This window comes from Desulfobacteraceae bacterium (assembly GCA_022340425.1).
GTDB lineage: Bacteria > Desulfobacterota > Desulfobacteria > Desulfobacterales > JAABRJ01 > JAABRJ01.
The window spans coordinates 20,820-33,335 of sequence record JAJDNY010000064.1 but is presented as its reverse complement, the minus strand read 5'-3'; the positions used below and the strand labels follow the sequence as shown (position 1 = coordinate 33,335).

Sequence of the window (12,516 nt, the reverse complement as noted above, 5' to 3'; positions counted from 1 at the left end):
GGCGTAAATCCAGGCCTATCTCCGGGATCCCCATCAAAGCGCCTTCCCTTCAGAACACCGCGCGTTGGGGTAAAATGTTTTTTGCGCCGTCATCAAAATTTCCGGATGATGCCAGGTTTTATATCGGCCTGCTGCGGAAATGTTTCACACGTTTGGAATGATGGTATCTCGGGTAAATTTTTATCGACAAAACCTTCAACGGCCATGTATCGACGATGCAGGGGACGCTCGACGATTCGGTGTTTTGGGTGGGAAGCGTGTCGGCTTCTCAAATGGTGCACCACGGCTGGTTTGAGGATGCCCTTTTCAGGCTGAAATCATCATGAATGGGTCTATTTTTATGGGCGAGGGGTGATTGTTGGAAAAATTTCATTACAAGTTATAAAATAAAGATTGATTAAGCATATCCGATTATGTTACCGGTCGTTTCACACATTGGATACCGATCATAAATTGAAACCCCATCACATTCAAAAGGAGAGGTTTTATGGCGAAGAAAAAAGAGGTCGATGGAAAGCGTCTTGTGAAGATGGTCAAGGAGGGGGCTGCCCAAAGCGACATCATGAAGAAGTTCGGCTTTAATACCTCAACGCAACTCAAGTTGGCCTATGCCAATGCGTTGATGGAGGCCGGTGAAATTCCCGAAATTCAAAGCCCGCGAGGCGGAAAGCCATCAGGTGGGGTTAAAAAGGAAATAGCCGTTAGCAAGCGGGGTAGTCTGATCCTTCCCAAGGAGCTGATTGAAGAGTTGGGCTTCAAGGTGGGGGACCTTTTTTTGGCACGCAAGACCAAAGTGGGAATCTCGTTGAAACTGATTTAAACCGGCAAATTCAGAAAACCAAAAACCCATTGGATTATCCCCTGGGCTTTGGTCCGGCCTCATGCAATCCCGGCGCTTGCCACCGTCCTTATTTCGCGGCAGTGCTGGGCAGCGAGGTCGGGGATGCGCGCATTGAGCCTCACCTCTCGCGTTTGAAAGGTGGGGCTTCTTTTTTTCTCGGAGATTGGGGCATGTTTAAAAAAGATGCGATGAATTTTTTGGGTGGTTAGGCGTTTAATTTGAGTTGCGGTCATCGGTTATCTGCTGCCACCATTCCACGCCGCTGCCGTATAGGCAAAGCTGATGGCGACTGTTTCCGGAGGAGCAGGCACCTGGGTCGTGAGCCTGCGGGCCAGGCTTTTTTCCATATAGGCGGGATCTTTGTAGCCGGAAGCGTAAAGCCGTTTCAACTCGACGATTTTACCGTTTGCGTCGAGCAGATAGATCCAGATGGAAAGGCTGTCCAGTCTGGCGGCCGTTTTCTCGATGAAAGCCGAAAATTCAAGCAATCCAAAGTCGTTTTCTTTGGCCCGATTGAAAAGATACTCATAGTGCATGACAAATTCTGAAGCTGCCCAGGTCCCGGTCTGGGGGCTGCCTTCCACCAATCGGACGCTTCTGGCCGCAGGGGCTTTTGTACCCAGAATCAGCTGCTTGCAGCCGACAAGCGCCATGAGTGTGCAGAGAAAAAGGAGAATGTTAAGTATTCGCGTTTTCACAATGCCCCCCATTTCCCCAAGGTAAGTTTGAATTCATCAACTCCTCAGGTCTCAAACTAGCCTCGGATCTGGCCATGTCAAGCGCCGTCGGTGTTACGGGCAAACCCGGTGGTCCCACTTCCTCCTTCCCGCCATAACCCACTCTCCTGGCGCGGGTTGCCATCGCTGGCAACCTCCTTGCACTGCGCGCTGATTTTGGGGATCAAAACGCGCCAAGGCCGGGTCCTTGGGGTTCGCCTTCAAAACGATTGCCCCCTCACTTTGCCATGGCAATTAAGAGCGCTTTCAATGAGGTTTGCCGCTGACTGGTATCCTGATTCCGCACCGCCATCGCCAGCGCCCTGCGGGTTCCCACCAAAACGGCCAGTTTTCTGGCCCTTGTCAGTCCCGTGTAGATCAGGTTGCGAAAAAGCATTTTGAAGTGCTGAGTGAGAACCGGGATGATAACCGCGCCGAATTCGCTTCCCTGGGACTTGTGGATTGTAATGGCATAGGCCAGATCGAGCTCCTGGATTTGATCGCGCTGGTAGAGTACCTGCCTGCCGTCGGGGGAAAAAGACACCCGACAGGTCAGCTTTTCATTGTCGATATCGCTGATGACACCGATATCGCCGTTAAACACCCCGAGTTCGTAGTTGTTTCGGCGGTGAATCACACGATCGCCGATCCTTAATGTCTTTTCACCCACCAGCAGTTGGCTTTTGCCTTTGCGGGGGGGGTTGGCCGATTCCTGAATCATCCTGTTTAAATTGAGGGTTCCCAGACTTCCGCGCCTCATCGGGCTGATGATCTGAATCTCCAGTTGGTCCCCAAAGTATTTCGGTATCCATTCCAGAAAAAGCTTCCGGACCACCTCCGAAGCGGCCAGACCGTAATGCAGGGACGACCATGGGTGCACCTTTTTTAATACAGTGCGCAGTTCCTCAACCCCGGTCCCGGCCTTCAACAGCAGGTCGAGGTCGACGTGTTGAAATTTTTTCGGAATGCGCCATTCGGTTTCGTAGGCGGTTATCGGTTCGTCCGAGCGGAATTCGTAAAGGGCGGATGCGGCGCCGGCATCCGGCGCTTCTGCCGGCGACCCGAGGGCCCTTTTCACCCTGGCGATGAATTTCAGCTGCTCGCCGGTGGCTTCCTCGGCGTCAATGAACAGGCAATCGGACCCGTTTTGCCAAATTTCGGGTTTTTGAAACGGGGAATCGATGTGGGGCATCACCCCCTGGTTGATCTGGTGGGCATGGCGGATGATCCGCGAGGCCTGGGCTTGCCGAAACACCTTCGACAGTCGGAAGCAGGGGATTTTCTGTGAGGCGATGATGTCCCGCAGCACGTTGCCGGCGCCCACCGATGGCAACTGGTCCGGATCGCCGATGAAAAGGACCTGGCTTTGGCTCGGCACCGCCCGCAACAACGAGGCGCTCAGGTTGATGTCCAGCATGGAGCACTCGTCCACGATCAGGAAATCGACATCCAACGGGTTGTCTTCGTTTCTGTTGAATTTGCCGATCTGCCACTCCAGCAGCCGATGAATCGTCTTGGATTCCCGGCCGATCACATCCGTCATACGCTGCGCCGCGCGACCGGTCGGGGCCGCCAGCAGAACCTTCAGCCCCATCGCCTCCAGCAGCCGGACCAGGACCAGGGTGGCCGTTGTTTTGCCGCAGCCGGGACCCCCGGTCAAGACCGAGCAGCGTTCGCCCGCAATCCCCCTTACGGCATCGGCTTGTTCCGCGCTCAGGGAAATGTTCCGGACCCGGCAGTATTGATCCAGCCAGCGATCGATTCGCGCACTGTCAACCTGCGGCGGGGTTCTCATGGCGGCGAGTTTTTGCGCCACATACAACTCGTCGAAGTACAGGGATTTGGCATAGTAGCAAGGCTCGGTGACACCCTCCGGGGTGGCCTGCTCCCGGACCATGGCAAGCCCCTCCCGGACCATTTGGCCGAGAAGATCCGGCAGGCGATCGGTCACGTTCAACAGGATCAGTTCCTGGACCTGGGAGCGGATCTGGGATTGCGTCAGATAGCAATGGCCCAATTCCCTGCTGGCGGAAAGCACGTGCCGGATCCCGGCCATGATTCGCTGGGGGCTGTCAGCCGCAAGACCGATACTCAAGGCGACCTTGTCGGCGGAAAAAAAACCGATGCCGAAAAAGTCGCTGGCCAGGCGGTAGGGGTCCTCCGTTACATAGGCGATGGCGTTGTCCCCATACGCCTTGTAGATCCTGACCGCAAAGAGGGTGCTGATCCCGTGGGATTGAAGAAACATCATCACATCACGGATCGCCCGGTGCGCGCGCCAGGCCTCGCTGATGGTGTGGAGCTTTTTTTGGGCGATTCCGCGTACCTCCTGCAGCCGCGAGATTTCCCCTTCAAAGACAGCAAGGGTTTGGTCGCCGAAGTGCCTGACGATCTTTTTGGCCGTTTTGGGCCCGACCCCACTGATGAGACCCGATCCCAAATATTTTTCCAGGGCCGCCAGGGTTGCCGGCTTCCTCTCGAAGGCCTCCGTGGCCCTGAACTGCCGCCCGAACTTGGGGTGAACCGTCCAGAACCCGCGAAACTCCATCGTGGCGCCGGCGAAAACCTTTGTTTGGTGGACGATCACCGTTTCCTGCCGGTACAGATTGTCCAAGGACAGGACCCGCAGCACCGACCAGCCGCTGTCGGGGTTGTGGTAGGTGACCCGGTCGACTATTCCGCGAATTGTTTCGCTGATCCTTGCGATGGGCTGGCGCTGGTTGTTTTCCATATCAAAAAGGGGGAGGGCACGGTTTGCGGCAGGCGTAAGGGGCGTTAAAATCCCAGGCCCAGATGGGTATTTCAAAAATAAAATATTTAGTCAATAAATTAAATTGGTTGTGTCATAAATGGCCGCGGTCAGGTTGTTTTCGTAATAATCGCCGCGCCCCGCGCCAATCGAAAAATCCCCGCTGAAAAAAGCCTCAGCCGCACGCCGCCCGGTCAATCTGTTTTAAAAGGATTGGCGTCATGCCGACGAGGTTGTGATTGACACCCACCCCTCTTTTTGGCATATCCAAAGGGTCCGTTCACAATCGCCGAAGCCGGTCCCAGGCTTCAGGGTCTCGACGAAAAAAAAGCCGCTGCGCGTCTTGCTTGCGGTATGTTTCCCGCCCTCCCTCCATCGGCCCATTCCCCGCTAAACGCCGGCCGAAGAGGTCTTTGGGCGAAACGCAACCCGGCGCAGGCGGGCGATTCTTTCCCGAGTGGTACGGCACCCCTGAATCCGGCGCCAGAGTCTCAACACCGCGCCGTCGCCGTTTCAGCCCCCGCAGCAAGGTCGCGACGCCATGCAGGAGCCAAATTCCGTGATTGCCGGCAGGATGACGGCCCTCTTGCCGCTGGCGCTTTTTGCGGGCTTGTGCCTGCAGGTGCCGGGGGTGGTTGGCGGCGGGGCCGCTTACCTCTCCTGGGTGTGGGCACCCGGCCTGGGGGTCGACGCCGATTTCGCCGTCGACGGGTTGAGCGTCTTCTTCGGCCTGATCGTCAGCGGCATCGGCGTTTTCGTGGTTCTTTTTGCGGCCGACTACATGCGCGGCAACCGGTATTACGCCCGCTTCTTCGTCTTTCTGCATCTGTTTTTGCTGGCCATGCTGGGGGTGGTCTTCGCCGACAACCTGATCACGCTGTTTGTCTTTTGGGAACTGACGACGCTGCTGTCGTACCTGCTGATCGGCTTTGACCACGAAAACGACGCCGCCCGCCGGCATGCGCGCCAGGCGCTGCTGGTGACCGGCGCCGGCGGGCTGGCGCTTTTGATCGGGTTTCTGCTGATCGGTGGGCTTGCCGGGACTTACCGTCTCTCCGCGCTTGCCGAGTCCGCCCGGGCCATACAGGGGCACGTCTTTTACCTCCCGATTCTCGCATTGGTCTTCACCGGCGCGTTTACCAAGTCCGCGCAATTCCCGTTTCATTTCTGGCTGCCCAACGCCATGAGCGCGCCGACCCCGATCAGCGCCTTCCTGCATTCGGCCACCATGGTCAAGGCCGGCATCTATCTCTTGGCACGCTTGCACCCGGTGCTCGGCGGCACCACGGCCTGGATGGGCACGCTGGTCATCGTCGGCGGGGTGACGGCGCTTCTGGGGGCCGTGCTCGCCATGGGGCAGACCGATCTCAAGCGCCTGCTGGCCTACACGACTATCATGGCTCTGGGCATCCTGACGATGTTTCTGGGGGGCAAGACGACCCCGGCCCTGACGGCTGCCGTGACCTTCATGCTGGTGCACTCCCTTTACAAGTCGGCGCTTTTTCTGGTTGTCGGGATCATCGACCATGGAACCGGGACCCGCGAGATCGGGCGCATCGGCGGGCTGATCCGCGCCATGCCCGCCACCGCTTTCGGCGCCGCCACGGCGGCCATGTCCATGGCCGGCTTTCCCCTCTTTCTGGGCTTCGTCGGCAAGGAGATCATGTACGAAGGCGCCTTGGCCGAGGAGGTTTTTCCGGTTTTCGCCACTTCCGCGGCGGTGCTGTGCAACGCCCTGATGACCGCTGTGGCGGGTACGGTTTTGATCCGCCCGTTTTTGGGGAAGGCGCTGCCGACCCCCGTCCCGCCCCATGAGGCACCGGTTTGGATGTGGCTGGGGCCGACGGCGATCGGGTCGTTGTGCCTAATATTCGGCCTTATCCCCGACTGGGTCGGGCGATGGCTGGTGGCACCGGCCGTCTCGGCGATCCATCCGGTTGCCGAACACGCCGGGCTGAAGCTTTTTCACGGCGTCAACGACCCGCTCCTGCTGAGCATCCTGACCCTTGTTTTGGGGGCGGCTTTTTACCTGGTCAGACGGCCTGTCCGGCGCTGGGTCGCGGCCCTGGCGGCCGGGATGCCCTTCACCGCGGATGGGCTCTACGCCCTGACCATGGCCGCCACGGCGCGAAGCGCTGGGCTGCTGACGGGGTTTATCCAAAACGGCTCGCTGCACCGCTATCTGCTGACGATTCTGACCGTTTTTACCCTGACTGCAACCACTGTCTGGTTCCTGAACGCCGAAGGCGGCCTCGTAGCGCCGCCCCTGCCGTCCCTGCCCTTTTGGCAGTGGCTGCTGGTGGCCCTTATGGCGGGCGCGGTGGGGGTTGTGGTGGCAGCCCGCAGCCGGATCCTGGCAGTCTGCGCCCTGGGGGTGGTCGGCTCCGGTGCGGCGCTGGTCTTTCTGGTCTTCGGCGCGCCGGATCTGGCGCTAACCCAGCTGCTGGTGGAAACCCTGACGCTGATCATCGTGGCCATCGTTTTGCTGCGGTTGCCGCCGCTGCAGAAAAAGTCCGGTGGCGAATTGCCCGGCCGCTGGGTGGATGCTCTGGTGGCGCTGGGTGCCGGGGCATTGGTCGCCGTCCTCTGCATGGCGGCAACCAGCGGTGTCATGGACCGCCAGTTGACCGATTTTTTCGAGCACAACAGCTATCTGGTGGCCCACGGGCGCAACATCGTCAACGTTATCCTGGTGGATTTCAGGGGCCTGGACACCCTCGGTGAGATCGTTGTGGTCGCAACCGCTGGCTTGGCCGGCTTCGCCCTGATCTCCCGGGAAAGGAGGTAGCCGCGGCCATGCCCTCGTTCATCCTCCAGGTGGCCAATCGCATTCTGGTGGGCCTGATCCTCGTTTTTGCCGTCTATCTCCTCTTTCGGGGTCACAACGCTCCGGGCGGCGGTTTTTCCGCAGCGCTGGTGGCTGCAACCGGTTTTTCGCTGTTTGCCATCGCCGAGGGGCCCCAGCCGGTGCGGCGCGCCCTGCGGCTCGACCCGCTGGTCCTGGTGGCGACGGGGCTCCTGCTGGCCATCAGCGCGGGCCTTTGGGGGGCGTTGGCCGGACTCCCTTTTTTGACCGGCTTGTGGTGGCCGGCGGGCTCCGCCGCACCGGCCGTCGGCACGCCCCTGGTATTCGACCTGGGTGTTTTTCTGGTGGTTCTGGGATCCATTTTGACTCTGGTCCTGGGACTGGAGGAAATTTGAGGTGGAGACCGTCCTCGCCCTGCTGAGCGGTGCCATGGTGGCCGCCAGCCTGTTTTTGATGCTCGGCAGGCATCTGGTGCGCTTCATCTTCGGACTTGTGCTGGCCAGCAACGCCGTCAATCTCGTGATTTTCGCTGCCGGCCGGCCGGGGAACCCCCACCCGCCGCTGATTCCGGAAGGTGCGCAGGTTCCGGCCGGGGTGGTCGCCAACAGCCTGCCCCAGGCGCTGATTCTGACGGCCATCGTCATCGGGTTTGCGCTCCTGGTTTTCGTTTTTATTCTGTTTTTCAAGGCCCACCAAGAGCTGGGGACCGTCAACACCGAGGACATGAGCGATGCCGAAGCCATCCCCGCCGAAGCCGGGGCGCCCGAAAAGGTGAACCCTTGAGCGGATTGCTGGCAGCCCCCATCATCGTTCCGTTTGCCGTCGCCGCCCTCTCGCTGCCGGGCGGTCGCCGGCCGCATTTCCAGAGCGCCGCAGCACTCCTGGGCGCCGCCGCGCACCTGGCCTTGGGCGCCATGCTGCTCCAGCGGGTTCACCACCACGGGATTGCCGTTCTCAACGTGGGCAACTGGCCGGCGCCCTTCGGCATTGCCCTGGTGGCCGACCACCTCAGCGCGCTGATGGTCCTGGTCACCGGGGTCGTTTACGGGGCCGTGTGCCTCTATTCGCGGGCCGAGATCGGCGCGGATTGTTTGCAGCGGGGCTATTATCCGCTGCTGCACATCCTGGTGGGCGGCATCAGCGGCGCATTTCTGACCGGCGACCTGTTCAATCTCTACGTGTGGTTCGAAGTCATGCTGATGGCCTCCTTCGCCCTGCTGGTGCTCGGCAGGACCCGCGCACAGCTGGCCGGCGGCGTCACCTACGTGGTCATCAACCTGATTTCGACGCTGCTTTTTCTGGCGGCCCTGGGGTTGATCTATGCCATGACCGGAACCCTCAACATGGCCCACCTGCATCTCAAGCTGCGCGCGGCTGTCGATGCCGGCCAGGTGGCAACCGTATCGGTTTTGTTCCTGACCGCCTTCGGGATCAAAGCCGGGCTCTTTCCGCTGTTTTTTTGGCTTCCGGCCTCCTACCACACCCCGCCGGTGGCCGTTTCCGCCATTTTTTCGGGCCTGCTGACGAAGGTGGGCGTTTACGCCCTGATCCGGACCTTCACCCTCCTGTTTCCCCTGGACGGCGGCGGGCTGCAGAACCTGGTGCTGGCGGCCGCGGCGCTGACCATGGTCACCGGGGTGCTGGGTGCCGCGGCCCACAGCGAGGTTCGACGCATTCTCTCGTTTCACATCATCAGCCAGGTGGGCTACATGGTCCTCGGCCTGGGGCTGCTGACCCCCCTGGCCCTGGCCGGTGCCGTCTTCTATCTGCTGCACCATATCGTGGTGAAGGCCAATCTATTTCTGATCAGCGGGCTGACCCGGCAGTGGGGCGGCTCGTTCGCGCTGGCAGAGTTGGGCGGGTTGTACCGCACCCGTGGGTTCGGGGCGCTGCTGTTTTTCATTCCCGCCTTTTCCCTGGCCGGGTTTCCCCCGCTTTCCGGGTTCTGGGCCAAAATGATCCTGATCCGGGCCAGCCTGGATGCCGGCCATTTCGTTCTGGCCGGGGTCGCGGCGCTGGTGGGTCTGTTGACCGTTTATTCCATGACCAAGATCTGGAACGAGGCGTTTTGGAAGCCCAAGGCCGCGGCCGCTCCCCCGCCCGCCGATGGCCGAAGCCCTGTTTCGGCCTGGATGCTGGCCCCCGTCGCGGCCCTGGCGGCATTGACGGTCTTGATCGGATTGGCGCCAGAGCAGCTTTTCCAGATGGCCCGGCTGGCGGCCGAGGAGCTGTTGGACCCGAGCGCTTACGTCCACAGCGTTTTGGGGAGTGTGCGATGAACCTCTTTTTCATCAACGGTTTTATCGCGCTGGGCTTCATCGGGGTGCAGGGGCGCTTTACCCTCTCCGGGCTGCTGGTCGGCTTCGGCCTCGGCTACCTGGCGCTGTGGCTGACCCGCCCCCTTTACGGCGAAACGCGCTATTTCCAACGGGTTCCCAAAACCGCCCGTCTGATCTGCTATTTTCTGGTGGAGCTGGTGCGGTCCAACCTGCGGGTGCTGTGGGACGTCGTGACCCCCGGGCAGATCAGCCGGCCGGGGATCGTCGGTATTCCCTTGAGCGCCCAAAGCGATCTGGAGATCCTGCTGGTGGCCAACCTGATTTCGCTCACCCCCGGAACCCTCAGCATCGATCTTGCCGAAGACCGCCGCACCCTGTTCGTGCATGTCATGTTTCTGGACGATCCGGAAGGGTTTCGCAAGGGGATCAAAAACGGGCTGGAGCGGCTGGTGCTGGAGGTCACCCGATGATCATCGACGGCCAAACAGCCCTTCAGGCCGCCAGCCGGCTGGCCCTGGTCCTGCTGATCGTCAGTGCGGCGCTTGCCTTTATCCGCCTGGTGCGCGGGCCCCAGGCGGCCGACCGGGTCGTGGCGCTGGATTTGATCGCGGTTTTGATCGTCGCTTTCTTGGCGGCCTATGCCATCCATTCCGAGGACGCGTCGTTTCTGGATGTCGCCATCGCTTACGCCCTGGTGGCGTTTCTGGGGACAGTCGCCCTGTCCCGCTTTCTGCTACGCTCCCGCCGGCGGCGGAGCACGGAGGAGAAACGATGAGCGCCATCATCGCCGCGGCCCTGCTGATCGTCGGCAGTATTTTTTGCCTGGTGGCCGCGGTGGGCATGCTCCGCCTGCCGGACACCCTGATCCGGATGCACGCCGCCACCAAGGCCGGGACCCTGGGAACGGGGTGCATTCTGGCGGCCGAAGCCGTGGTCGCCGGCGAACTGGGGACCACCCTGAGGGCTGCGGCGGTTATCGTGTTTCTGCTTTTGACCGCGCCGGTCGGGGCCCATTTGATCGGCCGTGCGGCCTACCACCGGGGCATTTACCTGTTCCACAAGACCTGGATCGACGAGCTTGGCGCGCGCCTCCAAAAGGCCCCAGCGGACGGGAGCAAACGCCCCCCAGAGGGCGGGGAGCAGGGGTGAGTGGGCTGCGGACGGGGCCGCTGCGGCGGGCGCCCGGCCGTTTCAACCTTCCTTGAGAAGCGCTTTGGGGCTGATCAGGCTTTCGATTTCCCGCCGGTTGCGTTCAAGCTGCTGCAGGCGCGCCGCGCTGTTTTTCTCGTAGATCGCCTCCGCCGCCTTCAATTCGCTGTATTCCATATCCCACTGGGGGGAGGTGGCGGCCTCGTCCCCAATGAGGGCCGCATAACGCCCGAGGACCTTGTTGCCGCCCTCGATGCTCTCCACGATCATGATCATCGACTGGGTGACCTTGGCCACCCCCGAACAGATCTGGGAGACGTTGTCCACGGCGATCTTCATGTGGCTGGCCCCCTGGGCGAATTTCTCGACCATGCTGACGTGGATGTCGCCCCGTTCCTTGAAATCGTTGATCAGCCGGCGGTAGCTTTTCAAGGCGGACTGGTAATTGACGCTCATGTCGATGCCGGTTTTCAGTTTGAACTCCACCCCCTGGCTGTCGCCGAGCGCCATTTCGAGGTGATCCCGGGCCTTTTCGACCTCGGGATAGCGCGCGTTCAGCGGGCTCAAGGACTCGTGCAGGGCCGCGATCTCACTTAGCTGCTCCTCCAGGCTTCGGCTGTGGCGGATCTGCTTGTAGTAGGCGATGCGGTCGCGGTGGATCTGGTCGGTATAAGTGTCGCTGACGTCGGTCAAATTCTGGACGATGGCGCTCACCTCGCCAACGGTGCCCCGCAGGCCATCGTTTAAACTGACGAGGCTTGCGATGTAGCGGTCGATCATGCCTCTGAACTCGGAGATGGCGACCTCATTGGGTTCACGCGGGACCTCCTTGCGGACGACTTCGTAATCGGTGAAGGTTTCCATTTTCTGCCGCAGCCAGCCCAGCTTCACCAGCAGCCTGCGCACCAGGCCGTGGGCCACCGGCCGCTCTCTTTCCACCGGCACCCGCTCCTCGACGATTTTCCGGGTGCGGGCCGCAATCAGGGTTTTCAGGCTCTCTTCGATCAGTTTGATCTCTTCGACCACCTTCTGAAGATAGGTTGCGTCGAAATTGCTGGACTGGACCTGTTCCATGAAACGCCGCCCGCGGTTCCCGCCGCCTCGGGGGGCGTCGTCGGCCAAGGGGTCGGACGCGGAGTCCCACAGACGCCCGATGCGGTTGATGGCCTCGTATTGCCGGCTGTACTTGGCCAGAATGCGGTTCACCCTTTCGGGGAATTTGATCAACTTGTCGGATGTCTCATCCATCGCGTTTTCCCTTGCCGGCATGGATTTGCGGCGGCCGCCTCCGGGGATCGGGCGCCGGGCCGTGGGCGGCTGCCGCTATCTCCCGCGGCCTCTCAGCGGTCGAGCTCCAAGAGGATCCGCTCCAGGCGTTTTTTGTGTTTGTGCCGCAAGATTCTCAAAGCCTGTTCGATGTTTTCAAAACAGAGTTCACACATTCTAAAGCCTCGCGCCCACACCACCAGGGCGTAATCGCTGCCGCAGACCGGGCAAACCTCACGGTGGTCTGCCTCCAGGCTGCGGATTCCCAGCTTCTCGAGGGCGCCGCAGCTCTCGCGGTTTTGCGCCCCGCAGACCGGGCAGGGGGCTGGGTGAGAACCGGCGGCTGTTTGTTGATCCGGTTTCTTGTGGTTCATCGGCCTGTCCGCCTGCCTGCTGGGCATTCCACCCACGGCCGGAACGATGGGGACGCGGCGCCGGTCGACACCATTCGGGCAGCGGGGGTGTCGACCGGTATCGCCTTACAGCTCCGGGGTGGGGCTGGGCGAGGGCAAAAGAAAGAGTACTAAAAACAATTTAGCGGGGCGGGGGGTGATTGTCAACGTCGAATTTTTTATATCTTATTTGAAATATTGACGAATCTGTTTTGCCCAAAGCGTCCCCGAACCGGACCCGAAGGCAAATGGTGCCGCCCCTTTTGGCGGTTGACAATTGGCCGTTAAATCGTTCAAATACCAAGGGTCACTGCAAAA

The 12,516-nt window shown here is 60.6% G+C and carries 12 protein-coding genes; 8 read left to right on the top strand and 4 right to left on the bottom strand.

Annotated elements, in window-relative coordinates; all coding sequences use genetic code 11:
• Positions 1-487 precede the first annotated feature (487 nt).
• Positions 488-820: a hypothetical protein gene (locus tag LJE63_06325; protein ID MCG6906225.1), complete on the top strand. Its 333-nt coding sequence runs from the start codon at positions 488-490 to the stop codon at positions 818-820.
• Positions 821-1,077: 257 nt separating this feature from the next.
• Here the strand turns inward: LJE63_06325 and LJE63_06320 are convergent, their stop codons facing one another.
• Complete coding sequence (locus LJE63_06320) at positions 1,078-1,539, bottom strand: hypothetical protein (GenBank protein ID MCG6906224.1); 462 nt, start codon at positions 1,537-1,539, stop codon at positions 1,078-1,080.
• Between the two features lie 256 nt (positions 1,540-1,795).
• Positions 1,796-4,288, bottom strand: a complete 2,493-nt coding sequence (locus LJE63_06315; GenBank protein MCG6906223.1) for an AAA family ATPase — start codon at positions 4,286-4,288, stop codon at positions 1,796-1,798.
• Between the two features lie 559 nt (positions 4,289-4,847).
• Here LJE63_06315 and LJE63_06310 point away from each other — a divergent pair.
• From LJE63_06310 to mnhG, 7 genes are read left to right on the top strand one after another with little or no spacing between them, the layout of a single operon-like run.
• Positions 4,848-7,094: a DUF4040 domain-containing protein gene (locus tag LJE63_06310; protein MCG6906222.1), complete on the top strand. Its 2,247-nt coding sequence runs from the start codon at positions 4,848-4,850 to the stop codon at positions 7,092-7,094.
• Between the two features lie 8 nt (positions 7,095-7,102).
• Positions 7,103-7,507 (top strand): Na(+)/H(+) antiporter subunit B, encoded by a 405-nt coding sequence (locus LJE63_06305; protein MCG6906221.1) that lies wholly within the window; start codon positions 7,103-7,105, stop codon positions 7,505-7,507.
• A gap of 1 nt (position 7,508) precedes the next feature.
• Positions 7,509-7,895 carry an NADH-quinone oxidoreductase subunit K gene (locus tag LJE63_06300; protein MCG6906220.1) on the top strand — a complete coding sequence of 129 codons (387 nt, stop codon included), beginning with the start codon at positions 7,509-7,511 and terminating at the stop codon, positions 7,893-7,895.
• On the top strand, positions 7,892-9,391 hold the full coding sequence (locus LJE63_06295) for a Na+/H+ antiporter subunit D (GenBank protein MCG6906219.1): 1,500 nt from the start codon (positions 7,892-7,894) through the stop codon (positions 9,389-9,391). The genes LJE63_06300 and LJE63_06295 overlap by 4 nt, the downstream gene beginning before the upstream one ends.
• Positions 9,388-9,861 (top strand): Na+/H+ antiporter subunit E, encoded by a 474-nt coding sequence (locus tag LJE63_06290; GenBank protein MCG6906218.1) that lies wholly within the window; start codon positions 9,388-9,390, stop codon positions 9,859-9,861. Before LJE63_06295 ends, LJE63_06290 begins: the two co-directional genes overlap by 4 nt.
• Entirely contained in the window at positions 9,858-10,166 is a 309-nt protein-coding gene (locus LJE63_06285) for a sodium:proton antiporter (GenBank protein MCG6906217.1), read from the top strand. The genes LJE63_06290 and LJE63_06285 overlap by 4 nt, the downstream gene beginning before the upstream one ends.
• Positions 10,163-10,540, top strand: a complete 378-nt coding sequence (gene mnhG / locus LJE63_06280; protein MCG6906216.1) for a monovalent cation/H(+) antiporter subunit G — start codon at positions 10,163-10,165, stop codon at positions 10,538-10,540. The genes LJE63_06285 and mnhG overlap by 4 nt, the downstream gene beginning before the upstream one ends.
• 42 nt (positions 10,541-10,582) lie before the next feature.
• On the opposite strand, the gene LJE63_06275 is transcribed toward mnhG, so the two are convergent.
• Both LJE63_06275 and LJE63_06270 read right to left on the bottom strand, forming a co-directional pair.
• Positions 10,583-11,788: a hypothetical protein gene (locus tag LJE63_06275; protein MCG6906215.1), complete on the bottom strand. Its 1,206-nt coding sequence runs from the start codon at positions 11,786-11,788 to the stop codon at positions 10,583-10,585.
• Positions 11,789-11,880: 92 nt separating this feature from the next.
• A complete protein-coding gene (locus LJE63_06270; GenBank protein MCG6906214.1) occupies positions 11,881-12,180 on the bottom strand; it encodes a hypothetical protein in 300 nt (99 codons plus the stop codon).
• Between the last annotated feature and the right edge of the window lie 336 nt (positions 12,181-12,516).

Bases quoted from the DNA above. Each gene is read 5' to 3' on its own strand.
- LJE63_06325 (MCG6906225.1), top strand. From the start codon at position 488: ATGGCGAAGAAAAAAGAGGTCGATGGAAAGCGTCTTGTGAAGATGGTC.
- LJE63_06315 (MCG6906223.1), bottom strand. From the start codon at position 4,288: ATGGAAAACAACCAGCGCCAGCCCATCGCAAGGATCAGCGAAACAATT.
- LJE63_06310 (MCG6906222.1), top strand. From the start codon at position 4,848: ATGCAGGAGCCAAATTCCGTGATTGCCGGCAGGATGACGGCCCTCTTG.
- LJE63_06305 (MCG6906221.1), top strand. From the start codon at position 7,103: ATGCCCTCGTTCATCCTCCAGGTGGCCAATCGCATTCTGGTGGGCCTG.
- LJE63_06290 (MCG6906218.1), top strand. From the start codon at position 9,388: ATGAACCTCTTTTTCATCAACGGTTTTATCGCGCTGGGCTTCATCGGG.
- LJE63_06285 (MCG6906217.1), top strand. From the start codon at position 9,858: ATGATCATCGACGGCCAAACAGCCCTTCAGGCCGCCAGCCGGCTGGCC.
- mnhG (MCG6906216.1), top strand. From the start codon at position 10,163: ATGAGCGCCATCATCGCCGCGGCCCTGCTGATCGTCGGCAGTATTTTT.
- LJE63_06275 (MCG6906215.1), bottom strand. From the start codon at position 11,788: ATGGATGAGACATCCGACAAGTTGATCAAATTCCCCGAAAGGGTGAAC.
- LJE63_06270 (MCG6906214.1), bottom strand. From the start codon at position 12,180: ATGAACCACAAGAAACCGGATCAACAAACAGCCGCCGGTTCTCACCCA.